This is a genomic window from Streptomyces sp. NPDC056160, assembly GCF_042268205.1.
GTDB lineage: Bacteria > Actinomycetota > Actinomycetes > Streptomycetales > Streptomycetaceae > Streptomyces.
The window spans coordinates 1-23524 of record NZ_JBHJUW010000037.1; the positions used below are offsets into that span (position 1 = coordinate 1).

The 23524-nt window shown below is 71.8% G+C and carries 18 protein-coding genes; 12 read left to right on the forward strand and 6 right to left on the reverse strand.

All coding sequences use genetic code 11. The annotated features are described in order from the left end of the window. Positions 1-112: 112 nt before the first annotated feature. Entirely contained in the window at positions 113-343 is a 231-nt protein-coding gene (locus ACFC02_RS16135; protein ID WP_141357618.1) for a hypothetical protein, read from the reverse strand. Between the two features lie 438 nt (positions 344-781). Here ACFC02_RS16135 and ACFC02_RS16140 point away from each other — a divergent pair, with 438 nt between their 5' ends. The 6 genes from ACFC02_RS16140 to ACFC02_RS16165 all read left to right on the forward strand — a co-directional run bounded on the left by ACFC02_RS16140 (position 782) and on the right by ACFC02_RS16165 (position 8081). Next, the gene (locus tag ACFC02_RS16140; protein ID WP_376356978.1) at positions 782-2905 is read left to right on the forward strand and encodes a type IIA DNA topoisomerase subunit B; all 2124 of its coding nucleotides are present in this window, start codon (positions 782-784) and stop codon (positions 2903-2905) included. A gap of 584 nt (positions 2906-3489) precedes the next feature. Next, positions 3490-4032, forward strand: coding sequence for a DUF1453 domain-containing protein (locus ACFC02_RS16145; protein WP_376356980.1), 543 nt, complete (start codon positions 3490-3492; stop codon positions 4030-4032). Beyond that, entirely contained in the window at positions 4029-5180 is a 1152-nt protein-coding gene (locus ACFC02_RS16150) for a sensor histidine kinase (RefSeq protein ID WP_376356982.1), read from the forward strand. Before ACFC02_RS16145 ends, ACFC02_RS16150 begins: the two co-directional genes overlap by 4 nt. Further along, the gene (locus ACFC02_RS16155; protein WP_376356984.1) at positions 5177-5860 is read left to right on the forward strand and encodes a response regulator; all 684 of its coding nucleotides are present in this window, start codon (positions 5177-5179) and stop codon (positions 5858-5860) included. Before ACFC02_RS16150 ends, ACFC02_RS16155 begins: the two co-directional genes overlap by 4 nt. Before the next feature lie 68 nt (positions 5861-5928). Further along, positions 5929-6486 carry a DUF485 domain-containing protein gene (locus ACFC02_RS16160; protein ID WP_376356986.1) on the forward strand — a complete coding sequence of 186 codons (558 nt, stop codon included), beginning with the start codon at positions 5929-5931 and terminating at the stop codon, positions 6484-6486. Next, complete coding sequence (locus ACFC02_RS16165) at positions 6483-8081, forward strand: cation acetate symporter (RefSeq protein WP_376356988.1); 1599 nt, start codon at positions 6483-6485, stop codon at positions 8079-8081. Before ACFC02_RS16160 ends, ACFC02_RS16165 begins: the two co-directional genes overlap by 4 nt. Before the next feature lie 442 nt (positions 8082-8523). Here ACFC02_RS16165 and ACFC02_RS16170 read toward each other — a convergent pair whose 3' ends face one another. Further along, on the reverse strand, positions 8524-9216 hold the full coding sequence (locus tag ACFC02_RS16170; RefSeq protein ID WP_360963540.1) for a response regulator: 693 nt from the start codon (positions 9214-9216) through the stop codon (positions 8524-8526). A 161-nt stretch (positions 9217-9377) separates the two neighbouring features. On the opposite strand from ACFC02_RS16170, the gene ACFC02_RS16175 reads away from it, so the two are divergent. The 3 genes from ACFC02_RS16175 to ACFC02_RS16185 all read left to right on the forward strand — a co-directional run bounded on the left by ACFC02_RS16175 (position 9378) and on the right by ACFC02_RS16185 (position 12251). Then, complete coding sequence (locus ACFC02_RS16175) at positions 9378-10193, forward strand: ABC transporter ATP-binding protein (RefSeq protein ID WP_376356990.1); 816 nt, start codon at positions 9378-9380, stop codon at positions 10191-10193. Continuing rightward, positions 10183-11046 carry an ABC transporter permease gene (locus ACFC02_RS16180; protein WP_376356992.1) on the forward strand — a complete coding sequence of 288 codons (864 nt, stop codon included), beginning with the start codon at positions 10183-10185 and terminating at the stop codon, positions 11044-11046. The genes ACFC02_RS16175 and ACFC02_RS16180 overlap by 11 nt, the downstream gene beginning before the upstream one ends. A gap of 146 nt (positions 11047-11192) precedes the next feature. Beyond that, a complete protein-coding gene (locus ACFC02_RS16185) occupies positions 11193-12251 on the forward strand; it encodes an ABC transporter substrate-binding protein (protein ID WP_360963549.1) in 1059 nt (352 codons plus the stop codon). A gap of 66 nt (positions 12252-12317) precedes the next feature. Here ACFC02_RS16185 and ACFC02_RS16190 read toward each other — a convergent pair whose 3' ends face one another. From ACFC02_RS16190 to ACFC02_RS16200, 3 genes are all read right to left on the reverse strand, one after another. After that, on the reverse strand, positions 12318-12998 hold the full coding sequence (locus ACFC02_RS16190; RefSeq protein WP_376356995.1) for a response regulator: 681 nt from the start codon (positions 12996-12998) through the stop codon (positions 12318-12320). After that, positions 12995-14755, reverse strand: coding sequence for an ATP-binding protein (locus tag ACFC02_RS16195; protein ID WP_376356997.1), 1761 nt, complete (start codon positions 14753-14755; stop codon positions 12995-12997). The genes ACFC02_RS16190 and ACFC02_RS16195 overlap by 4 nt, the downstream gene beginning before the upstream one ends. 105 nt (positions 14756-14860) lie before the next feature. Beyond that, positions 14861-15850 (reverse strand): sucrase ferredoxin, encoded by a 990-nt coding sequence (locus ACFC02_RS16200; protein ID WP_376356999.1) that lies wholly within the window; start codon positions 15848-15850, stop codon positions 14861-14863. A 623-nt stretch (positions 15851-16473) separates the two neighbouring features. Here ACFC02_RS16200 and ACFC02_RS16205 point away from each other — a divergent pair. Next, on the forward strand, positions 16474-17562 hold the full coding sequence (locus ACFC02_RS16205; protein WP_376357063.1) for a CobW family GTP-binding protein: 1089 nt from the start codon (positions 16474-16476) through the stop codon (positions 17560-17562). Here ACFC02_RS16205 and ACFC02_RS16210 read toward each other — a convergent pair. Further along, positions 17559-20015 carry a DNA topoisomerase (ATP-hydrolyzing) subunit A gene (locus ACFC02_RS16210; RefSeq protein ID WP_376357001.1) on the reverse strand — a complete coding sequence of 819 codons (2457 nt, stop codon included), beginning with the start codon at positions 20013-20015 and terminating at the stop codon, positions 17559-17561. The two genes, ACFC02_RS16205 and ACFC02_RS16210, sit on opposite strands and share 4 nt — an antisense overlap. Before the next feature lie 610 nt (positions 20016-20625). Between ACFC02_RS16210 and ACFC02_RS16215 the strand changes: the two genes are divergently transcribed. Both ACFC02_RS16215 and ACFC02_RS16220 read left to right on the forward strand, forming a co-directional pair. Continuing rightward, positions 20626-21999: a pitrilysin family protein gene (locus ACFC02_RS16215; RefSeq protein ID WP_360963564.1), complete on the forward strand. Its 1374-nt coding sequence runs from the start codon at positions 20626-20628 to the stop codon at positions 21997-21999. Continuing rightward, the gene (locus tag ACFC02_RS16220) at positions 21996-23384 is read left to right on the forward strand and encodes a pitrilysin family protein (protein ID WP_360963567.1); all 1389 of its coding nucleotides are present in this window, start codon (positions 21996-21998) and stop codon (positions 23382-23384) included. The genes ACFC02_RS16215 and ACFC02_RS16220 overlap by 4 nt, the downstream gene beginning before the upstream one ends. Positions 23385-23524 lie beyond the last annotated feature (140 nt).

Sequence of the window (23524 nt, forward strand, 5' to 3'; positions counted from 1 at the left end):
GCCCGGGGTGCGGGGCCCGCCGCGGGGCGCCCGCTCCTGCATGTCAGGAGCGGCCGCCCGTTCACCGGCCTGTGCCGGAGCTCGCTCGTCGTGCGAGACGGTCAGCGCTTTGTCAGCGCTCTTCCTCGGATGCGTTGGCGGGCACGGAGGTGAGGCGCTCCGTCTCGTCCTGTATCTCAGCGGCGATCTTCTTGAGTTCCGGCTCGAACTTGCGACCGTGGTGGGCGCAGAAGAGCAGTTCTCCGCCGCTCAGCAGGACGACGCGCAGGTAAGCCTGGGCGCCGCAGCGGTCGCAGCGATCAGCGGCCGTCAGCGGGCTCGCGGGGGTCAGAACAGTAGTCACGTCGCCTCTTCTCTAGCTCGACGAGCTGTCGTACCAGGGTCAACATCCAACCAGCCCCAAACGTTCCCGCTCGCGGCTTTTCCTCGAAAAATCTTTCCGAGGGGCTGTCCGTTGCCGGTTTGGCGGCGAATGTGCCGTATTACGTCTGTGTGTCTTACGGGTTCGCGCTGTCGGTCATGGTCAGTCCTCCCCGGCCGGGTTGCCGGTTGTTCATGAGGACGTGCCCGGAGCCTAAATGGTTCATGCCTCGAAGGGAACGTGATATGTGCTTCACTCCATGGAGGGATCGAACGTACATACGACCGTCGACTAGTCTGGGTCGCTGCCGAGGGTTGCGTTACAAGGGCTCTACCAGGCCTCGGTACCCTCTGAGCGGCAACCGAAGCCGCGCCCTTACCCACGAGGGCCTCACCTGAAATTCAGCGAGGAGCGAACCGCGTGACCGCCGATACGTCCGTGCCGTCCACAGCTCTGCTGGCAGGAGCAGACCGTGACGGCTCCAACTACACCGCGCGGCACCTGCTCGTCCTCGAGGGGCTCGAGGCCGTGCGCAAGCGCCCCGGCATGTACATCGGATCGACCGACAGCCGCGGTCTGATGCACTGCCTGTGGGAGATCATCGACAACTCCGTGGACGAAGCCCTGGCGGGCGTCTGCGACCACATCGAGGTCGTCCTGCACGACGACGGCTCCGTGGAGGTCCGGGACAACGGCCGCGGCATCCCGGTCGACGTCGAGCCCAGGACCGGCCTGTCGGGCGTCGAGGTCGTCATGACCAAGCTGCACGCCGGCGGCAAGTTCGGCGGCGGCTCGTACGCCGCCTCCGGCGGTCTGCACGGCGTCGGCGCCTCGGTCGTCAACGCGCTCTCCGCCCGCCTGGACGTCGAGGTCGACCGCGGTGGCCACACGCACGCGATCAGCTTCCGGCGCGGCGTGCCCGGCGCGTTCACGGGCAACGGCCCCGAGGCCAAGTTCGAGTCCGGCAGCGGCCTGCGCAAGGCCAAGAAGATCCCCAAGTCGCGGACCGGCACGCGCGTGCGCTACTGGGCCGACCGCCAGATCTTCCTCAAGGACGCGAAGCTCTCCCTGGAGAACCTGCACCAGCGCGCCCGGCAGACGGCCTTCCTGGTGCCCGGCCTGACCATCGTCGTCCGTGATGAGTACGGCCTCGGCGAGGGCGGCAGCAAGGGGGAGGAGTCCTTCCGCTTCGACGGCGGCATCAGCGAGTTCTGCGAGTACCTGGCGAGCGACAGGCCGGTCTGCGACGTGCTCCGGTTCAGCGGACAGGGATCCTTCAAGGAGACGGTCCCCGTACTCGACGAGCACGGCCAGATGACCCCCACGGAGGTCACCCGCGATCTCGGCGTGGACGTCGCCATGCGCTGGGGGACCGGCTACGACACCACCCTCCGGTCGTTCGTCAACATCATCGCCACGCCCAAGGGCGGCACCCACGTCGCCGGTTTCGAGCAGGCGGTCGCGAAGACGATGAACGAGGTGCTGCGGGCGAAGAAGATGCTGCGCGTCGCCGAGGACGACATCGTCAAGGACGACGCCCTGGAGGGCCTCACCGCGGTCGTCACGGTCCGCCTCGCCGAGCCGCAGTTCGAGGGGCAGACCAAGGAGGTCCTCGGCACCTCGGCCGCCCGCCGCATCGTCAACAACGTGATCACCAAGGAACTCAAGGCGTTCCTGACCTCCCCCAAGCGGGACGCGGCCCAACAGGCCCGTGTGATCATGGAGAAGGCCGTCGCCGCCGCCCGGACCCGGATCGCGGCCCGCCAGCACAAGGACGCCCAGCGGCGCAAGACGGCCCTGGAGTCCTCCTCCCTGCCCGCCAAGCTCGCCGACTGCCGCAGCGACGACGTCGACCGCAGCGAACTGTTCATCGTCGAGGGGGACTCCGCGCTCGGCACCGCCAAGCTCGCCCGGAACTCCGAGTTCCAGGCGCTGCTGCCGATTCGCGGCAAGATCCTCAACGTCCAGAAGTCGTCCGTCACCGACATGCTGAAGAACGCCGAGTGCGGCGCGATCATCCAGGTGATAGGAGCAGGCTCCGGCCGGACCTTCGATCTGGACGCCGCGCGCTACGGCAAGATCATCATGATGACCGACGCGGACGTGGACGGCTCGCACATCCGCACCCTGCTCCTGACCCTGTTCCACCGCTACATGCGGCCCATGGTCGAGGCCGGCCGGGTGTTCGCCGCGGTGCCGCCGCTGCACCGCGTCGAGTTGATCCAGCCGAAGAAGGGCCAGGACAAGTACGTCTACACGTACTCGGACCGTGAACTGCGCGACAAGCTGCTGGAGTTCCAGAGCAAGAACATCCGGTACAAGGACTCGATCCAGCGGTACAAGGGTCTCGGAGAGATGGACGCCGACCAGCTCGCCGAGACCACCATGGACCCGCGCCACCGCACCCTGCGCCGGATCAACCTCTCCGACCTGGAGGCCGCCGAAGGGGTGTTCGACCTGCTCATGGGCAACGACGTTGCTCCCCGCAAGGAGTTCATCGCCAGCTCGGCGGCCACACTCGACCGCTCACGCATCGACGCGTAGCGGCTGACCGGCTGACCGGCCGACGGGCGGGCCGAGCGGTCGCGGATCCGGACGGGCCGGATCGGGTCGGCTCGGATCGGGGCGGCCCGGATCGGGTCGGCCCCGGTTCGGTTGGGACCGACCCGGCGGGCGGCTTCCCGCTCGCCGGATGGGGAGAGGGCCGCCGGCTGCCCGGGCCCCGGGCCCCTGCCGGTGGCCGGTCGGCCCGGTACGAGGTGGTGGAACGCGGTCGGCCACCCGCGCGGGCACCGGCGGGACCGGGGCGAGGTCGACGCGAAGCCGGTACGAGCCCGGGGCGATCCGAGGCGAGCACAAGGGGGAGCCGGTACCACCCTCGGTGAAAGCCGGTGGAGCCGGTACCACCCTGCGGTGGAGTCGCTGGAAACCCGGTGCGGAACCGGAGCAACGCCGGTGGGAAAACCATGCACTCGGGGGTCCCTCCACCCGCGGGTGGAGACCGTCGACCGCGTGAATCCACCCGTGATCCACCCCTGCGCCGATCAGTCCGCCCTTGATTTTCCGTAGCGTCGAAGGCGTCGACGGGTCTCGCCGTCGGCCTCCCCTTCCCGTTCATGGAGGCTCTGATGTCCGGGCTCGTCAACGCGCTGGTGATCGTGGCCGTCGCCGCCCTCGTCATCTCCAGGCAGTTCAGCGCCCGCCGGCTCGACGCCGACCGCCGCTGGTGGCTCCTCCCTGCGATTCTGGCGGTGGTCGCGCTGCGCGAACCCGGCCTGATCGACGCCCACCACCACACCGAGGCCGCGCTGCTCCTCGCCGCCGAACTGATCATCGGCCTCGGCATCGGAGCCGGCTGGGCCTGGACCACCCGGATATGGGTGGAGCCGGACGGAGCCGTGTGGACCAAGAGCACCAAGGCGAGTGCGAGCGTCTGGATCGGAGGCATCGTCCTGCGTGCCGGCCTGTTCGGCCTGGGCGAGCTGCTCGGCGTGCGCCAGGGAAGTCCGGCCCTGATGCTCGCCCTGGCCGCGACGCTGCTGGTCCGCTCGGGCGTCCTGGTCCGGCGGACGCAAGCCCTCACCTCGGCGGGCGGCCGGACCCCGTCGTACGACCGGATTCCGGCGTACGGTGACGACAGGCCCCGACCCGCGTGGAAGGAGCGCGTGTGACGGAGAACGTCTGGACGCGCTGGCCCTCTCCGGAGGCGCTGGGCCGGGTGGGGGTATCCCGGCCCCGACGCCTCCTGGGGTGGGGTGCGCGGATCCTGATGGCCGCCGTTTTTCTCTGGGGCGCCTTCCGCAGCAGTCATGTCCATCTCTGGGGTGCGCTCGCAGGAGCGGTGGGTGTCGTCGTGGTGACGGCAACTGCCTGGGGCTTCTTCAGGACCACGCTCGCGCATCGGCTCGTGCCCTCGCTGGGGCTCTTCGCCGTTCTCTTCGGCGTGGCGGGCGCCGCGCAGGCGGGAAGCCTCCATGTGCCCGCCCTCGTCATCTGGTGCGCCTGCGGGATCGTCGCTCTGGAAAGGCTGCCGCTCGCGGCGGCCATGCCCCTGACCGCGATCGCGCTCGCCGCGTTCGCCGTGGCCGACGACGACCGGTGGATCACCACCGTCGTCACCACGATCGGCCTGGCGCTCGCCGGCTACGTCCTGCGGCTGGACGCCGAGGCCCGGGGCAACGCTCAGCGGCTGCTCGCCCAGGAACGGGCCGCCCGGGTGGCGGAGGCGGAGTCGGCGGCGCTGGGGGAGCGGGCGAGGATCGCGCGGGAGATCCATGACGTACTGGCCCACAGTCTCTCGGCGCAGCTCGTGCACCTGGAGACCGCCCGGCTCCTCATCGAGCGGGGCGCGGACCGGGACCGGATCCTGGAGCGGGTGGTGGCCGCCCGGGGGATGGCCCGCGACGGGCTCGACGAGACCCGCCAGGCCCTGTCCGCGCTGCGCGGCGAGCTGACCCCTCTGGAGGACTTCCTCAGCCAGCTGGTGGCGGCGAACGCCGGCGCGGAGGTCACCGTCTCGGGTGAACGCAGACAACTGCCCGCCGAGGCCTCGCAGGCCGTGCGCCGCGTCGCCCAGGAGGCGTTGACCAATGTCCGCAAGCATGCCCCGGGCGCCAAGGTCCGGCTCCGGCTCGACTACGGAGAGCACCAGGTCGTGCTGGACGTGCGGGACTCGGGCGGTACGCCCGGCGACCTCGCCGGGGCCGGCGGCGGGTACGGTCTGCTGGGCATGCGGGAGCGCGCCGAGCTGCTGGGCGGCTCGCTGGAGGCAGGCCCGCACGAGGAGGGGTTCGCTGTGACGTTGAAGGTGCCGGTATGAGCGAGGAGGCGGGGAGGAAGCCCGCGCGGGTGGTCGTGGCGGACGACCAGACGGTGGTCCGGGAAGGCATCGTGATGCTGCTGGGACTGCTGCCGGGCATCGAGGTCGTGGGGTCCGCGGGCGACGGGGACGAAGCGGTCGAGCTCGTCGCAGAAGTGGCTCCGGACGTGGTGCTGATGGACCTGCGGATGCCGCGGTGCGACGGCGTCGAGGCCACGCGGCGGATCCGGTCGGAGCATCCGGGTACCCAGGTGGTGATCCTCACGACGTACGCGGACGACGAGTCGCTCTTCCCCGCCCTGCGGGCCGGAGCGCGGGGCTATCTGACCAAGGACGCGGGGGGTGACGAGATCGTCCGGGCCGTGGAGAGCGTGCTGTCCGGGGACGCGGGGCTGTCGCCCAGCATCCAGCGGCGGTTGCTGGAGCGACTGTCCGGGGCCGACCCCCGGCAGGTGCCCGCCGCCGAGCCGCCGGACGGGCTCACCACGCGGGAGTGCGAGGTGCTGGCGCTGATCGCCGAGGGCCTGAGCAACCAGGAGATCGCGCGTCGGCTGCATGTCTCCACCGCCACCGTGAAGACGCACATCAACAACCTGTTCGCCAAGGCGGGCCTCAAGGACAGGGCGCAGGCCGTGCGGTATGCGTACGCGAAGGGGCTGGCGCGACCGCCGGCGAGCTGAATCACCTGATGGGGTGAAGCGCTGAGGGAAGAGAAGCCGGGGTCTTCCCGCTCTGCCCATCCTTGGGCATGCAGTCAAGCAACGGCCGTCCCCACGGGGACGGGGGCGGTCCCGCGGACCCGTCCGGGAAGCACGAGAACCAGGAACAGACGTCCGAGGACGTGCGGTACCGCGATCCGTGGTACGACGCGTTGGCGTCCGGCTGGGGCGAGGGGGAGGGCACGGGAACCCCCGCAGCGCGGGTGCCGGCGGCGCGTCGGGAAGGACCGGGCCGGCCAGCTGACGGAGCGGCGGCCGAAGTGTATCTGGCCGTGCAGCGCAGTGCGGCGTTCCAGGAGGTGCGCGGGCGCTACCGGAGGTTCGTGGTGCCGGCAGTGGTGGTCTCCCTCGTCTGGTCCGCGGCGTACGTCGTGGCCGCGACGACCGCGCCCGGGCTGATGGCGCGGCCGGTGGCGGGCGCGGTGAACGTGGCGATGCTCGCGGGGATCGGGCAGTTCCTCACCACCTTCCTCTTCGCGTGGGCCTACGCCCGGCACGCGCGGTTGCGCCGGGACCAGGCCGCGCTCGACCTGCGCTGGGACACCCAGGCGCTGACCCGGGGCGCCGCGCAGGGGGGTGCGTCGTGACTGGTGGACATCAGACACTGGCGCTGCTGCTGTTCAGTGCGTTCGTCGCCGTCACGCTGGCCATCACCACCTGGGTGAGCCGCGGGAGACACGGTTCGGCCGAGGAGTTCTACGCGGGCGGGCGGTTGTTCTCCCCCATGGAGAATGGTTTTGCCATCGCCGGGGACTACGCCTCGGCCGCCTCCTTCCTGGGGGTGCCGGGGCTGATCGCGCTCTTCGGCTACGACGGCGTGCTGTATGTGGTGGGCTTCCTCGTGGGCTGGCTGGTGGTGCTGTTCCTGGTCGCCGAACTGGTGCGCAACTGCGGGCGGTTCACCCTCGCCGACGTGGTGGCGGCCAGGATGAGCGAGCGTCCGGTGCGGATCGCGGCGGGCACGTCCTCGGTCACCGTGTCCGTGCTGTACCTGGTGGCGCAGATGGTGGGGGCGGGCAGCCTGGTGGCGCTGCTGCTGGGGCGGACGGGTGCGGGCGGCGCTGCACAGGCGTGGGCCGTGATCGGCGTCGGTGCGCTGATGGTGGTCTACGTGTCGCTGGGCGGGATGCGGGCCACCACCTGGATCCAGATCGTCAAGGCCGTGCTGCTGCTCGGCGGGACCGTCGTGCTGACCGTGCTCGTCATGGTCCGATTCCACGGCGACCTCGACCGGTTGCTGCGTGCCGCCTCCGAGCACAGCGGTCACGGGGAGGCCTTCCTGGCGCCGGGACTGAAGTACGGCGGCGACTGGACCGCGCGCCTGGACTTCATCAGTCTCGGACTCGCACTGGTGCTCGGCACGGGCGGTCTGCCGCACATCCTGTCCCGCTTCTACACCGTGCCGACCGCCCGGGCGGCCCGGCGGTCGGCGCTCTGGGCCATCGGGCTCATCGGCGGCTTCTACCTCATGACGATCGTGCTCGGGTTCGGCGCCGCCGCGATCGTCGGGCCCCAGGCCGTGCGCGGGGCGAACGCGGCCGGGAACACGGCGGTACCGCTGCTCGCCCTCGACCTGGGCGGCGGCGCGGCCTCCACGGGCGGCACGGTGCTGTTCGCGGTGGTCGCCGCGGTCGCGTTCGCCACCATCCTCGCGGTGGTCGCCGGGATCACGCTCGCCTCCTCCGCGTCCGTCGCCCACGACCTGTACGCGTCGCTGCGGCGGCGCGGCGGGCGGCAGCGCGGCGAGGTGGCCGTGGCGCGGATCGCGGCGGTGGGCGTCGGGGTGGTCGCCATCGGCCTCGGCCTGCTCGCCCGCGACCTCAACGTCGCCTTCCTGGTCGGCCTCGCCTTCGCCGTCGCCGCCTCCGCGAACCTGCCGGTGCTGCTCTACTCGCTGTTCTGGCGCGGGTTCACCACCCGGGGCGCGGTGTGGGCGGTGTATGGCGGCCTGGTTCCGGCCCTGGGGCTCGTCGTGCTCTCCCCGGTCGTCTCCGGCAGCCCCGACTCGCTCTTCCCCGGCGTCGACTTCCAGTACTTCCCACTGCAGAATCCCGGCATCGTCTCCATCCCGCTGGGATTCCTGGCGGGTTGGCTGGGCACGGTCACCTCCGCCGAACCGCCCGACGAGGCCAAGCACGCGGAGACGGAGGTGCGGTCGCTGACCGGGGCGGGGGCCGTGTGAGCGAGGCCGCCCCCGGCCGTCGTGGCACCGCCCCGTCCGCGGCTACGACCGGCTGCGACAGAGCCCCGGAGGGCGGCCATCGGCCCCACCCGACCACCGGCACTGACCGATCACCGCACGGTCACCGGCCCTGCCCGACCACCGGCAACCACCCGACCACCGGCAACCACCCGACCACCGGCCCCGCCCGGTCCCCGGCAATCACTGGCCCCTTCCGACCACCGGCAACCACTGGCCCCTTCCGACCACCGGCAACCACTGGCCCCTTCCGACCACCGGCAACCACTGGCCCCTTCCGACCACCGGCAACCACCGGCCCCCTCCGACCACCGGCATTGCCCGATCACTGGCGGGCCACCGGTCGGCCACTGGCACCAGCCGACCATCGGCACCGGCCGACCACCGGCACCGGTCGGCCACACGCACCGGCCGGTCCGCCCGGCTACGGCGCCACCCACGCGTAACGGTGCTCCGGGCGTCCTGTGTCGCCGTACTTCAGGGACAGGCGCAGGCGGCCGGCCTGTTCCAGGTGACGCAGGTAGCGCTGGGCGGTGGACCGGCTCAGGCCCGTGCGGGCGGCCACCTCGTGGGCCGACAGGGGCTGCCCCGCACCGTGCAGGACACCGCAGATGAGGTCGGTCGTCGGCTCCGAGTGGCCGCTGGGCAGGCCGGGGGAGGACGGCGCGGGCGTGGTGCGCAGGGCACCGAAGATCCGGTCCACCTGCTCCTGCCCGGCGACCCCGCGGCCGCCGACGCGGTCGACGGTGCGGCGCAAGGCGGCGTAGGAGTCCAGGCGGGTGCGCAGGGCGGCGAACGTGAAGGGCTTGACCAGATAGTGCAGTGCGCCAAGCCGCATCGCCTGCTGCACGGTCGCCACGTCGCCGGCTGCCGTGATCATGATGACGTCGGTGCCCAGACCCTGTTCGCGCATGCGGTGGACGAGTTCCAGGCCGGTGCGGTCGGGCAGGTAGTGGTCGAGCAGGACCAGGTCGATGCCTCCGCGTTGTACGGCGGTCAGTGCCTGGGCAGCACTGTGCGCGCGGGAGGTCACCCGGAATCCGGGAACCTTTCCCACGTACTTCGCGTTGATCTCGGCGACACGGAAGTCGTCGTCGACCACCAGGACGTCAATCATCGGGCCTCTTTCCCTCAAGGCCTGGCGAGCGTTAAGCCCGTGTTTCGGCTCCGTTGTTTTAGCGCGAGCAAAACGAGCACAACAGGTGCTTGCGAGCAAAAGAACGGCTTGCGAACAGAAGACTGCTGCTGTGGCGGGGGCCACACCTACCGTCCCGGGTCATGAGCGCAGACACCAGCCCCGCCATCGAGCTACGGGGCGCGAGCAAGACGTTCAGGACCCCGTCAGGGGGCCTGCACACCGCTGTGAGGGATCTCGACCTCACCGTTCGGCGCGGTGAGTTCGTGGCCGTGGTGGGTCCCACCGGCTGCGGCAAGTCGACGACGTTGACCCTGGTCAGCGGTCTGGAGGAGCCCAGCGAGGGTGAAGTGCTGGTGGCCGGTGAGCCGGTGGCCGGTGTCGGCGGCAAGGTCGGCTTCGTCTTCCAGCAGGACGCCACCTTTCCCTGGCGCACGGTGCTGTCCAACGTGATGGCGGGTCCACGTTTCCGCGGCGTTCCGAAGGCCGAGGCGAGGGAGAAGGCGCGGGCGTGGCTGGCCCGGGTCGGGCTCGCCGCCTTCGAGGACCGTTACCCGCACCAGCTCTCCGGTGGTCAGCGCAAGCGGGTCGCGCTCGCCGCGACCTTCGTCAACGACCCCGAGATCCTGCTCATGGACGAGCCGTTCTCCGCGCTCGACGTCCAGACCCGGGCACTGATGTCGGACGAACTGCTGGAACTGTGGGAGGGCACCGGCTCCTCGGTCGTCTTCGTCACCCACGACCTGGAGGAGGCCATCGCGCTGGCCGACCGGGTCGTCGTGATGACGGCCGGTCCCGCCACCGTGAAGCAGGTCTTCGACATCGGCCTGCCCCGGCCGCGCAAGGTCGAGCAGGTGCGCCTGCAGAGCGAGTTCATCGACATCTACCGCGAGATCTGGGAGTCCCTGGGCGAAGAGGTCCGCATCACCCGTGAAAGAGGTGCCGCCCGTGTCGCCTGAGGTTCTCAGCACGCCGGTCGCCGAGACGGCCAGGACGCCCGACCGGGCGCACTCGCGGGCCCGCGCCGCCCGCAAGCGGAAGGTGATCGTCACCGTAGCCCGCATTCTGCTCCTGGTGGCGGTGCTCGGTCTGTGGGAGGCGCTCTCGCGGGCCGAGGTCATCGATCCCTTCAACTTCTCGATGCCTTCCAAGATCTGGGACCAGATGTGGACCTGGACCACCCACGGCACCGCGCTCGGCTCGCTGGGCGAGCAGATCTGGTACACGCTCTACGAGGCGCTGCTCGGCTGGGTGTTCGGTGTGGTGGCCGGCGTGATCCTCGGTATCGCGCTGGGACGCATCGCCTTCCTGGCCGACGTCCTCGGCCCCTACATCAAGGTGCTCAACTCGCTCCCGAGGATCGTGCTCGCCCCGATCTTCGTCATCTGGTTCGGGCTCGGGCCGATGTCCAAGATCGCCTCGGCCGTCGTCCTCGTCTTCTTCCCGGTGTTCTTCAACGCCTTCCAGGGCGCTCGCGAGGTCGACCGCAACCTGGTGGCCAACGCCCGCATCCTCGGCGCGAGCGACCGCAGGGTCACGCTCCAGGTGGTCATCCCGTCCGCCACCTCCTGGATCTTCACCAGCCTCCACGTCAGCTTCGGCTTCGCGCTCATCGGCGCCATCGTCGGCGAGTACATCGGCGCCACCAACGGCATCGGCCTGCTCGTCGCGCAGTCCCAGGGCACGTTCAACGCGGCAGGTGTGTACGCGGCCATGGTCATCCTCGCCGTGGTGGCCCTCGTCGCCGAGGGGCTGCTCACCTTCGCCGAGCGCCGCATCTTCCGCTGGAAGCCCGCCGACTCGGGTCACTGAGCCCCGACCCGGGCCACCGAGTCGTCGACTCAGGCCGCTGAGTCACCGACTCCGGTCGTCGAGCCACCGGCCACTCGGCCCGGCTCCGCACTTCCTTCCCGCACCCCACCCGCCCCGTACCGCTCACCCCTAGGACGTGAACCGCCATGCGCAAGACCGTCAGACTCGCGGCGTCCGCCGCAGCCGGCCTGCTCGCCCTGTCCTCCCTCACCGCCTGCGCCAACGACGCGGCCAGTTCGACGGCCGACAGCGGCAGCGGGGGCGGTGGCAAGGGCGAGCACGTCAAGATCATGGTCGGCGGCCTGGACAAGGTCATCTACATGCCCGCCATGCTCACCCAGCGCCTCGGCTACTTCTCCGCCGAGGGCCTGAACGTGGAACTTCTGAGCGAGCCCGCCGGGGTCCAGGCCGAGACCGCGCTCGTCTCCGGCCAGGTCCAGGGCGCCGTCGGCTTCTACGACCACACCCTCGATCTCCAGGTCAAGCACAAGAGCATCGAGTCCGTGGTGCAGCTCTCGCACGCCCCCGGTGAGGTGGAGGTGGTCTCCGCCAAGGCCGCCGGCGACATCACGTCCCCCAAGGACTTCAAGGGCAAGAAGCTCGGCGTCACCGGCCTCGGTTCCTCGACCGACTTCCTCACCAAGTACCTCGCGGTGAAGAACGGCGTGAACGTCAGCGACTTCACCCCGGTCGCCGTGGGGGCCGGACCGACGTTCATCTCGGCGCTCCAGCAGGGCTCCATCGACGGCGGCATGACCACCGACCCGACCGTCGCGACGATCCTGGACAAGAAGGCCGGCAAGATCCTCCTCGACATGCGGACCCCGGAGGGCTCCCAGGAGGCGCTCGGCGGTCCCTACCCGTCGTCGAGCCTGTACATGCAGACGGACTGGGTCAACAGCCACAAGGACACCGTCCAGAAGCTGGCCAACGCGTTCGTGAAGACGCTCAAGTGGATGTCCACCCACAGCGCCGACGAGATCGCCGCCAAGATGCCCGCCGACTACTCCCAGGGCAACAAGAAGCTCTACGCCGAGGCGATCAAGAGCACGCTTCCGATGTTCACCAAGGACGGCGTCATGCCGGCGAACGGCCCCGAGACCGTGGAGAAGGTCCTCAAGGCCTTCAACCCCGCCATCAAGAACGCCACCGTGGACCTGAGCAAGACGTTCACCACGGAGTTCGTCAAGAAGGCCACCGGCTGAGCTGACACCCCTGCACCAAGGGGACACGGTCCCCTGCCCCGGCTCCACGAGCCGTGTCCGCTCGCTTCAGCCGCGGGCCGCCCACACGTAACGGTGTTCCGGGCGGCCCGCGTCGCCGTACTTGAGGGTCAGCCTGACCCGTCCCGCGCGTTCCAGCAGTTTCAGATAGCGCTGGGCGGTCTGCCGGCTGAGCCCCGTCCGGTCGGCGACGTCCTGGGCCGACACGGGCGCCTCGGCCCGCGCCAGGCAGCGGCGGATCAGGTCGGCGGTGGTGGGGGAGTGCGCCGAGGGGAGGGCCGGCGCCGACGGCGCGGACAGCGCCCCGAAGATCCGGTCCACCTCTGCCTGCTCGGCCTCCCCACCACCGTCCAGGGTGCGGCGCAGCGCCGCGTACGCCTCCAGCCTCACCCGCAGGCCCGCGAACGTGAACGGCTTGACCAGGTACTGCAACGCGCCGTGCCGCATCGCCGCCCGGACGGTCGCCACGTCCCGGGCCGCCGTCACCATGATCACGTCGGTCTCGTGGCCGCGTCGGCGCATCTCCCGGACGACCGCGAGCCCCGTCTCGTCCGGCAGGTGGTGGTCCATCAGCACCAGGTCCGGGCACGGCAGGGCCGTCAGTCGGTGCAGCGCCTCGGCGGCGCTGTGCGCCTGGCCCGTGACGCGGAAACCGGGCACCTTCGCGACGTACGCCGCGTTGACCCGTGCGACCCGTGTGTCGTCGTCCACGACCAGAACCTCGATCACCGCGACTCCTCCTCACCGGAGCCGGGGGACGCGGCGGACGCGGCGGACGCGGACGTGGGGAACGTGGTCGAGTCGGGGGACGTCGCGGACGCGGCGAGCGTGGGCAGCGAGGGGAACGCGGTGGCGTGAGGGGGCGTCAGGTCGGCGTCCTCCTCCAGCGCCTCGGGCAGGACGACCGTGAACTCCGCGCCGCCGCCGTGCGCCGTCCCCACCGCCGCGCTCCCGCCCTGCCGTTCGGCGAGTCTGCGCACCAGGGAGAGCCCTATGCCGCGCTTGCCGTGCGCCGGTGGCCGCTTGGTGGACCAGCCTTCCGTGAAGACCAGCTCGCGCAGCTCCGGCGGGATTCCCGGCCCGGTGTCGCGAACCCGGAGGACGGCCGTACGCCCCTGGGTGCGCAACTCGACCTCCACGCGCGCGTGCGGGGTGGCCGCCACCGCGTCGAGCGCGTTGTCCACCAGGTTCCCGACGACGGTCACCAGGCCCCGGGGGTCGACCAGCCGGTCCGGCAGCCACGTCCGGTCCGAGATCCACAGCGCCACCCCGCGTTCGGCCGCGACCGTCGCCTTGCCGACCAGCAGGGCGGCGAGCAGCGGGTCCTGGATCTTCTCGGTGACCTGTTCCGCCGTGGCCCGGTGATCGCCGACCACCTCCCCGACGAACTCCACCGCGTCGTCGTACATCTCCAGCTCCAGCAGCCCGAGCAGGGTGTGCATGCGGTTGGCGTGCTCGTGGTCCTGGGCGCGCAGCGCGTCGATCAGGCCGTGCGTGGAGTCGAGTTCGCGTCCGAGCTGCTCCAGTTCGGTGCGGTCGCGCAGGGTGGCGACGGCGCCGCCGTCGTCGGTGGGCATGCGATTGGCGACCAGAACGCGCTGCCCGCGCACGGTGAGCAGGTCCGTGCCGGTCACCCGCCCGGCCAGTACATCGGTCGTCCGGCCCGCGCCGAGCGCCTCGTCCAGCGACCGGCCGACCGCCTCGTCCCCGATGCCGAGCAGCCGACGCGCCTCGTCGTTGAGCAGCCGGACCCGGCCGCCGCGGTCCAGGGCCACGACGCCCTCGCGGATGCCGTGCAGCATGGCCTCCCGCTCGGCGAGCAGGGCGGCGATGTCGGAGAAGGCCAGGTCCCTGGTCTGCCGCTGCACGCGCCGGGAGACCAGCCAGGCGGCCAGCGCGCCGACGGCCAGGGCTCCGCCCGCGTACGCGAGCAGCCCCGGTATGGCGTCGATCAGGCGGGCGCGGACGCTGGTGTAGGCGATGCCGACCGAGACGGCGCCGACGATGTGGTGGCCGTCGTCGTAGAGCGGCACCTTGCCGCGGGCGGAGCGGCCCAGGGTGCCGGTGTCGATCTGCATGACCTTCTGGCCCGCCAGGGGAGCTTCGGGACTCGTCGAAACGATCTTGCCGATCTGCTTCGGATCGGCGTGCGACCAGCGTGTGCCCCGCAGGTCCATCACCACGACGTACTCGGCCCCGGTCGCCCTGCGGATCCGCTCCGCCTCCCGCTGCACCGGTCCGTCCACGCTCGGCGGGGTGTGCTGGAGGTCCCGGGCGATCTGCGGGTTCTCGGCGGTGGTCTCGGCGATGGAGAGGGCGCGGCGCATCGCCTGGTCGTCCAGTTGGTGACTGAGCGGCGCGAGGAACAGCCCGGTGGCCAGGACCGCGACTCCCGCGGCGATCGCCAGCTGCATCAGCAGCACCTGTGAGAACACCCGCCGGGGCAGTCCCAGGCGTCGGCGGCGTGCGGGAGGTGTGGTGCTCATGGCGACGACCGTACGGTGCCCGGCGGCGACCGTCCCACGAGGTGTGGCGCGGATCTCCCGGCTGATGCGGCTGACGGGGCTGGCGCGGCGGGTCCTTCTGCGGTGTCAGCGGTGGGCGCCGGGCGCCGTACCGGGCACCGACAGTTCCCGGACGGCCCGTACGTCCATGCGGGCGGGCGTGCCCAGCACCGACGCGCCGCAGCTCTCCGGGCGGGGCGGTTCGGCGGCGCCGCGCGCGACGGTGACGTGCCAGCGGCGTCCGTCGACGTGGGCGACCGTCACGTCCCAGTACGGCGGGGAGCCGTCCGCAACCGGGGCGTCGGGGGCGGCGGCCGGGCCGTCGGTGCGTACGACGGTCAGCGCGTCCGCGCGGTACTCGCCCGTCGCCTCGCGCACGGCCAGCTCGGCGGCCTGCGCGGGCCGCTCCCACGCGGTACGGCCCCGGCAGCCGTCGAGGACGACCCGGCCCTCCCGCACACCGTGCAGGGCCTCCATGACGGCGTGGGCCTCGGCGCGGCCGTAGGCGTAGCCGTACGGGAGGACGAGCAGGGTGGGGGAGAAGCGGTGGCCGCCGAGGTGCGAGACCTCCCAGGCCCCGCGCACTGCGCAGGAGGCCAGTTCGGCGGCGAGGGGCCGGCCCAGCAGGGCGCAGCACCGGTCGCGTTTTCCGTTGGTGCAGACGAGGGCGAGCGGGTCGGCCGTGTGCGGCCCGCCCGTGAGGACCGCGTCGAAGGTGTGGTGCTCACCCCTGCCCAGGGCGGCGAAGTCGAGGTCCAGCAGGTGCTCCGGGGCGGCGGTCAGGGCGCCGCGGAGCCAGGTGCTGCCGGGCACGGTGTGGGCCGCGTACACATGCCGTACGGAAGGCGTGTGGCAGTCGGCGTGGCGGCCGGGGCGGCGGATGAGAGCCACCCGCACGCCGGTGCCCCGCGTGGCCCGCTCCAGTGCGCGTCCCAGGGCCGGGTCCAGATGGCTGGACGTGAGCGCCTTGGCGCCCCAGGGGCCGGGCTGTTCCAGCAGCAGCCACGTCGTCGCCGTGGGCGCGGTGGCGGACAGCGGTTCGCCGAACTGCCGGGAGGCGGTCGCGCACGTACTCACAGAGGCGAGCCTACTGCGGGCGGGGACCCTCGGATCGACCGGGCCCGCCTGCGGCTTCGGTCGCGCCACGGTCCCGGCGGGCGTGGACGCTCCGCGGTACGTGGACGCTCCGCGGTACGGGTGGCGTGGATGCGCCCGTTACGTGGACGCTCCGAGGTACGGGCGTCCGGCCGCAGCGAACTTGCCGCACGCGACCTCGCCGGCGTGCTCCGGCCGGCGCCGGGCGCCGGCACAACGCCGCCGACCGCTGCCAGTGCGCGGAGGTCGCCCGGTCGGGCGCCGACGGGCCCGTGCAGGAAGCCCCGTGCAGGAAGCCTCGGGCCGGGAGTACTTGATCGTCGCGTCGGCCGGCGGCTCGTATCCTGGTGCGGCAGTCAGTCCGCGCGCCTGCGCCGGGGCCCGTCGCCCCGGGCACGCACCGCTGGGAGAGAGGTCGCACGGTGAGCCAGCCGCTCCCGAACCCGGTTCCGCCCCCGAACACGAGTCCGGCCCGGGCCGCGGGGCCCGCTCAGGAGGCGGACCTCCCCACGGCCCCCCGTTCGGGCATCGACACGGACCCGGGCTCGGGCATGGACACCGGCTCGGGCGTGGACACGGTGACGGGCACGGACATGGACATGGACATGGGCGACGCCCCTTCACCGCGCCCCGGCCCCCAGATTCCCGTCATCGTGCTCGCCGGGTTCCTCGGGTCCGGGAAGACCACCCTGCTCAACCACCTCCTCCACCACAGCGGTGGCAGCCGTATCGGGGCCGTCGTCAACGACTTCGGGGCCATCGAGATCGACGCGATGGCGGTCGCGGGTGCGCTCGGGGACTCCACCGTGTCCCTCGGCAACGGTTGTCTGTGCTGCGCCGTCGACGCGGGGGAGCTGGACCAGTACCTCGAGAGGCTCACGCGCCCCGGCGTCGGCATCGACGTGATCGTCATCGAGGCGAGCGGACTGGCCGAGCCGCAGGAACTGGTCCGCATGGTGCTGGCCAGCGAGAATCCCCGTGTCGTCTACGGCGGGCTCGTCGAGGTCGTCGACGCCGCCGAGTTCGACGGCACCCGCGCGCGGCACCCCGAGATCGACCGGCACCTCGCGCTCGCGGACCTCGTGGTCGTCAACAAGACCGACCGGGCCGGCGGAGGCGAACGGGTGCTCGCGACCGTACGGTCCCTCGTCGACCGGGCCGCCGTCGTCCCCGCCTCCTACGGCCGTGTGGACCCCGAGTTCCTGTTCGACTGCCGTCCCAGTGAGGAACGCGTCGGCCAGCTGTCCTTCGACGACCTGGGCCTCCCCGGCGAGGACGCCCACGACGACGACCACGCCGGCCATCTGCACGCCGGGTACGACAGCCTCTCCTTCGTCTCCGACGTGCCGCTGGACCCCCGGCGCCTGATGCGGTTCCTCGACAGCAGGCCGGAGGGGCTCTACCGCGTCAAGGGGTACGTCGGCTTCGGCCCGTACGACCCGCGCAACCGCTACGCCGTGCACGCCGTGGGCCGGTTCCTGCGCTTCTACCCCGAACCCTGGCCGGCCGGCGAGCCGCACCGGACCCAGCTCGTGCTCATCGGCTCCGGCACGGACGTCCCCGGCCTCGTCAAGGAACTCCAGGCGTGCGAGCAGGACACCCCGCACGCCGACGAGCACGGCATGTGGGGCGTCCTGCGCTACGTCCAGGGCCCCGGCGGGGAGGAAGAACCCGCCGAGGACCTTCCCGTCTAGACGGGGCCGGCCACCACCGCCACCGTCTTCGGCAGCGACACGCCCGAGCCGTCGCGGCGCGGGTCCATCTCCGGCAGTTCGGCCGGAGTGCCGTTCTTCTGCGCGGCCCGCGCCGGGGTGGGGCCGGCCCAGGCGAACGACAGGCAGTCCTCGCCCTTCAGGAACCGCTGGCAGCGCACCCCGCCGGTGGCCCGGCCCTTGCGCGGGTACTGGTCGAACGGCGTCACCTTGGCCGTCGTCTGCACCGAGTCGTCCAGCGTCCCGCGCGAGCCCGCGACCGTGAACACCACCGCCTCCACGGCCGGGTCCACCGCCGTGAACGAGATGACCTTGGCGCCGTCGGCGAGCTTGATGCCCGCCATGCCGCCGGCCGGGCGGCCCTGCGGCCGGACCTGGGACGCCTGGTAGCGCAGGAGCTGCGCGTCGTCCGTGATGAAGACCAGGTCCTCCTCACCCGTGCGCAGCTCGATCGCGCCGACGATCCGGTCGCCCTCCTTGAGGGTGATGACCTCCAGCTCCTCCTTGTTGGCGGGGTAGTCGGGTACCACCCGCTTGACGACACCCTGCTCCGTGCCGATCGCGAGTCCGGGTGACGACTCGTCCAGCGTGGTCAGGCAGACCACGGTCTCGTCGTCCTCCAGGGAGATGAACTCCGCGATCGGCGCGCCGCCGGACAGGTTGGGCGCCGCCTCCGTCTCCGGCAACTGCGGCAGGTCGACGACGTTCACCCGCAGCAGGCGACCGGCCGACGTGACCACGCCCACCTCGCCGCGCGCCGTGGCCGGGACCGCCGAGACGATCACGTCGTGCTTGTGCCGCTTGCCGTCCGCGTCCCGCGGGGACGCCCCCGCGCTCGGCGTACGGGCCAGCAGACCCGTCGAGGACAGCAGGACCCGGCACGGGTCGTCCGCCACCTGCAGCGGCACCGCGGCGACCTGGACGGCGCCCGCCTCCAGGAGGACCGTGCGCCGCGGGGTGCCGAACTTCTTGGCGACCGAAGCCAGTTCGTTGGAGACCAGCTTGCGCAGCTCCGCGTCCGACTCCAGGATCCGGGTCAGCTCCTCGATCTCCGCGATGAGCCGGTCCTTCTCGGCCTCCAGCTCGATGCGGTCGTACTTGGTCAGCCGGCGCAGCGGCGTGTCGAGGATGTACTGCGTCTGGACCTCGCTCAGCGAGAATCGCTCCATCAGGCGCTGCTTGGCCTGCGCGGAGTTCTCGCTGGAGCGGATCAGCCGGATGACCTCGTCGATGTCCACCAGCGCCGTGAGCAGGCCCTCGACCAGGTGCAGCCGGTCGCGTCGCTTGCCGCGCCGGTACTCGCTACGGCGCCGTACGACGTTGAAGCGGTGGTCGAGGTAGACCTCCAGCAGTTCCTTCAGGCCCAGCGTGAGGGGCTGACCGTCGACCAGGGCGACGTTGTTGATGCCGAAGGACTCCTCCATCGGCGTCAGTTTGTAGAGCTGTTCGAGGACCGCTTCCGGCACGAAGCCGTTCTTGATCTCGATCACCAGGCGCAGCCCGTGCTCGCGGTCGGTGAGGTCCTTGACGTCGGCGATGCCCTGGATCTTCTTCGCGCCGACCAGATCCTTGATCTTGGCGATGACCTTCTCCGGGCCGACCGTGAACGGCAGCTCGGTGACGACGAGGCCCTTGCGGCGGGCGGTCACGGTCTCCACCGAGACCGTGGCGCGGATCTTGAACGTGCCGCGGCCCGACTCGTAGGCATCCCGGATCCCGGACAGGCCGACGATCCGGCCGCCGGTGGGCAGGTCGGGGCCCGGGACGTGCCGCATCAGCGCGTCCAGGTCCGCGTTCGGATGGCGGATCAGGTGGCGGGCGGCCGCGATGACCTCGCCGAGGTTGTGCGGGGGCATGTTGGTGGCCATGCCGACGGCGATGCCCGACGCGCCGTTCACCAGCAGGTTCGGGAAGGCGGCGGGCAGGGCCACCGGCTCCTGCTCCTGGCCGTCGTAGTTGGGCGCGAAGTCGACCGTGTCCTCGTCGATCGACTCGGTCATCAGGCTCGTCGCCTCGGCCATGCGGCACTCGGTGTACCGCATGGCGGCGGGCGGGTCGTCGTTGCCCAGGGAGCCGAAGTTTCCGTGGCCGTCGACCAGGGGGACGCGCATCGAGAAGGACTGGGCCAGCCGCACCAGCGCGTCGTAGATCGACGCGTCGCCGTGCGGGTGGAGCTTGCCCATGACCTCGCCGACGACACGGGCGCACTTCACGTAACCGCGCTCCGGGCGCAGGCCCATCTCGTTCATCTGGTAGACGATGCGGCGGTGCACCGGCTTCAGTCCGTCCCGGGCGTCCGGCAGGGCGCGCGAGTAGATGACCGAGTACGCGTACTCGAGGAAGGAGCCCTGCATCTCGTCGACCACGTCGATGTCGAGGATCTTCTCCTCGTACGGGTCGTCGGGCGGCGGGGTCTTCGTGCTGCGGCGGGCCATCGCTGCCGGCTCCTTGCTGAAGCGTGTGACGGGATCTGACGCCGACCATTGTGGACCGCCGGACTGACAACGTGGACCGGACCCCGTCCCGCAGGCCCCACCGGACCACCCCAAAAACCCCGTCGGACCGCCCGGAAACCCCACCGGACTGCTCCGGAAACCCCCCCGGATCGCTCCGCAAGTCCCACCGGATTGCTCCCGGGACCCCACCGGAACGCTCCCGGAGCCCTGCCTGAACCCCGGCAACGGGCCACAGCCCGCCCGCGCATGGTCCGCCCGCGCACAGCCCGCACCCGAACCGCCCGCCCCGGCACCTTCCTGCCGAAGTCCCGCCCGCCGCCCACGCGTCGGCGGCCCCGCCCGGGCGCGCCGTCCTGCCACCCGCACGCCCCCGCCCGCGTGCCCCCAGCGCCGTCTGCTCCCGCTCCCGACCCCGTCCGCGCCCCCGGCTCCGCTCCGGCCCCGCCCCCCGGCCCCGCCCCCACTTCCATCTCGCTCTGGGCGTACCCCCGCCGGGAACTTCGCCAGGCGTCCGCACGCTTGCATAAGGTGGCAGGACCGGCAGGAACAGGGCGGTTCCCGGACCGCCATCGCGATCGAAGGGACGTACATGCCCAAGGGTCACACGGCCACAGCCGAGGCAGGCTCCGGCGGCCTGACAGCGACCGAGCACCGTCTGGCCAACGGCCTGCGCGTGGTGCTCTCCGAGGACCACCTGACCCCGGTCGCGGCGGTGTGCCTCTGGTACGACGTCGGCTCCCGCCACGAGGTCAAGGGACGTACCGGTCTGGCTCACCTTTTCGAGCACCTGATGTTCCAGGGCTCCGCCCAGGTGAAGGGGAACGGTCACTTCGAACTGGTGCAGGGCGCCGGCGGCTCGCTCAACGGCACCACCAGCTTCGAACGCACCAACTACTTCGAGACCATGCCCGCCCACCAGCTGGAGCTGGCGCTCTGGCTGGAGGCCGACCGCATGGGCTCCCTGCTCGCCGCCCTGGACGACGAGTCGATGGAGAACCAGCGCGACGTCGTCAAGAACGAGCGCCGCCAGCGCTACGACAACGTCCCCTACGGGACCGCCTTCGAGCGGCTGACCGCCCTCGCCTACCCGGAGGGCCACCCGTACCACCACACGCCGATCGGGTCCATGGCGGACCTGGACGCGGCCACCCTGGAGGACGCGCGCGCGTTCTTCCGGACGTACTACGCGCCGAACAACGCGGTCCTCTCGGTCGTCGGTGACATCGACCCGCAGCAGACCCTCGCGTGGATCGAGAAGTACTTCGGCTCCATCGAGTCCCACGACGGCAAGCCCCAGCCCCGCGACGGCTCGCTGCCCGACGTGCTCGGCGGGCAGCTGCGCGAGGTCGTCGAGGAGGAGGTCCCGGCCCGCGCCCTGATGGCCGCCTACCGGCTCCCGCACGACGGCACGCGCGCGTGCGACGCGGCCGACCTCGCCCTGACCGTCCTCGGCGGCGGCGAGTCCTCCCGGCTGTACAACCGCCTGGTGCGCCGCGACCGCACCGCCGTCGCGGCCGGGTTCGGCCTGCTGCGGCTGGCTGGCGCGCCCTCCCTGGGCTGGCTCGACGTGAAGACCTCCGGCGACGTCGAGGTACCGGTCATCGAGACCGCCATCGACGAGGAGCTGGCCCGCTTCGCCGAGGAGGGCCCGACCGCCGAGGAGATGGAGCGCGCCCAGGCCCAGCTGGAGCGCGAGTGGCTGGACCGGCTCGGCACCGTCGCGGGCCGCGCCGACGAACTGTGCCGCTACGCCGTCCTGTTCGGCGACCCGCAGCTCGCCCTGACCGCCGTCCAGCGCGTACTGGAGGTGACGCCCGAGGAGGTCCAGGAGGTCGCCAAGGCCCGTCTGCGCCCCGACAACCGCGCGGTCCTCGTCTACGAGCCGACCGCCCCCGACGCACAGGAGCAGGCACCGGACGCGGACGCCGCGGCCGGCGAAGACACCGAGGAGACGGCGAAGTGACCGAGCTGGCCACCATGGACTTCCACCCCCGCCCCCAGGCGGGCGAGGCCCGGCCGTGGGCGTTCCCGGCCCCCGAGCGCGGCACGCTGGACAACGGCCTGACGGTGCTGCGCTGCCACCGACCCGGCCAGCAGGTCGTCGCCGTCGAGGTGCTCCTCGACGCGCCCCTGGACGCCGAGCCGGCCGGCCTGGACGGCGTCGCCACCATCATGGCGCGGGCCTTCTCCGAGGGCACCGACAAGCACTCCGCCGAGGAGTTCGCCGCCGAGCTGGAGCGCGCGGGCGCCACCCTGGACACCCACGCCGACCACCCCGGCGTACGGCTCAGCCTGGAGGTCCCGGCCTCCCGCCTGGCCAAGGGGCTCGGTCTGCTCTCCGACGCGCTCAGGGCGCCCGCGTTCGCCGAGTCCGAGGTCGAGCGGCTGGTGCGCAACCGGCTCGACGAGATCCCGCACGAGCTGGCCAACCCCTCCCGCCGCGCCGCCAAGGAACTCTCCAAGGAGCTGTTCCCGGCCGGCACGCGCATGTCGCGGCCGCGCCAGGGCACGGAGGAGACCGTCCGCGCCGTCGACGCGTCCGCCGTCCGCGCCTTCTACGACCGGCACGTGCGGCCCGCGACCGCCACCGCCGTGGTCGTCGGCGACCTCACCGGCATCGACCTCGGCGAACTGCTCGGCGAGACCCTGGGCGCCTGGACCGGCTCGCCGGCCGAGCCGCGGCCCGTGCCGCCGGTCACCGCCGACGACACCGGCCGTGTGGTGATCGTGGACCGGCCCGGCGCCGTGCAGACGCAGCTGCTCATCGGCCGCGTCGGACCCGACCGGCACGACCGCGTGTGGCCCGCCCAGGTGCTCGGCACCTACTGCCTGGGCGGCACCCTCACCTCCCGCCTGGACCGCGTCCTGCGCGAGGAGAAGGGCTACACCTACGGGGTGCGCTCGTTCGGCCAGGTGCTGCGCTCCGCGCCCGACGGCACGGGCGCGGCGATGCTCGCGATCAGCGGCTCGGTCGACACGCCCAACACCGGCCCGGCCCTGGACGACCTCTTCACGGTGCTGCGCAAGCTCGCCGCCGAGGGGCTCACCGAGGCCGAGCGGGACGTCGCCGTGCAGAACCTCGTCGGTGTGGCGCCGCTCAAGTACGAGACGGCCGCCGCCGTGGCGAGCACGCTGGCCGACCAGGTCGAGCAGCACCTGCCGGACGACTACCAGGCGACGCTCTATCAGCAGCTCGCCGAGACCGGCACGGTGGAGGCCACCGCGGCGGTCGTCAGCGCGTTCCCGGTGGACCGGCTGGTGACGGTTCTCGTCGGTGACGCGGCACAGATCAGGGAGCCCGTCGAAGCCGTCGGCGCCGGCCCGGTGACCGTCGTCGCCGCCGAGTAACCAACGCCGGGAGCCGCGGGGGTGACCGAGAGGCAGCTGCGCGGGAGCCCCGGAGAAGACCGAGAGTCAGGTACGCGGGAGGCCCTGGTGACCGAGGCGTCACCAGGGCCCCGTGATGTCCGGATTGCGGGAGAGACCGC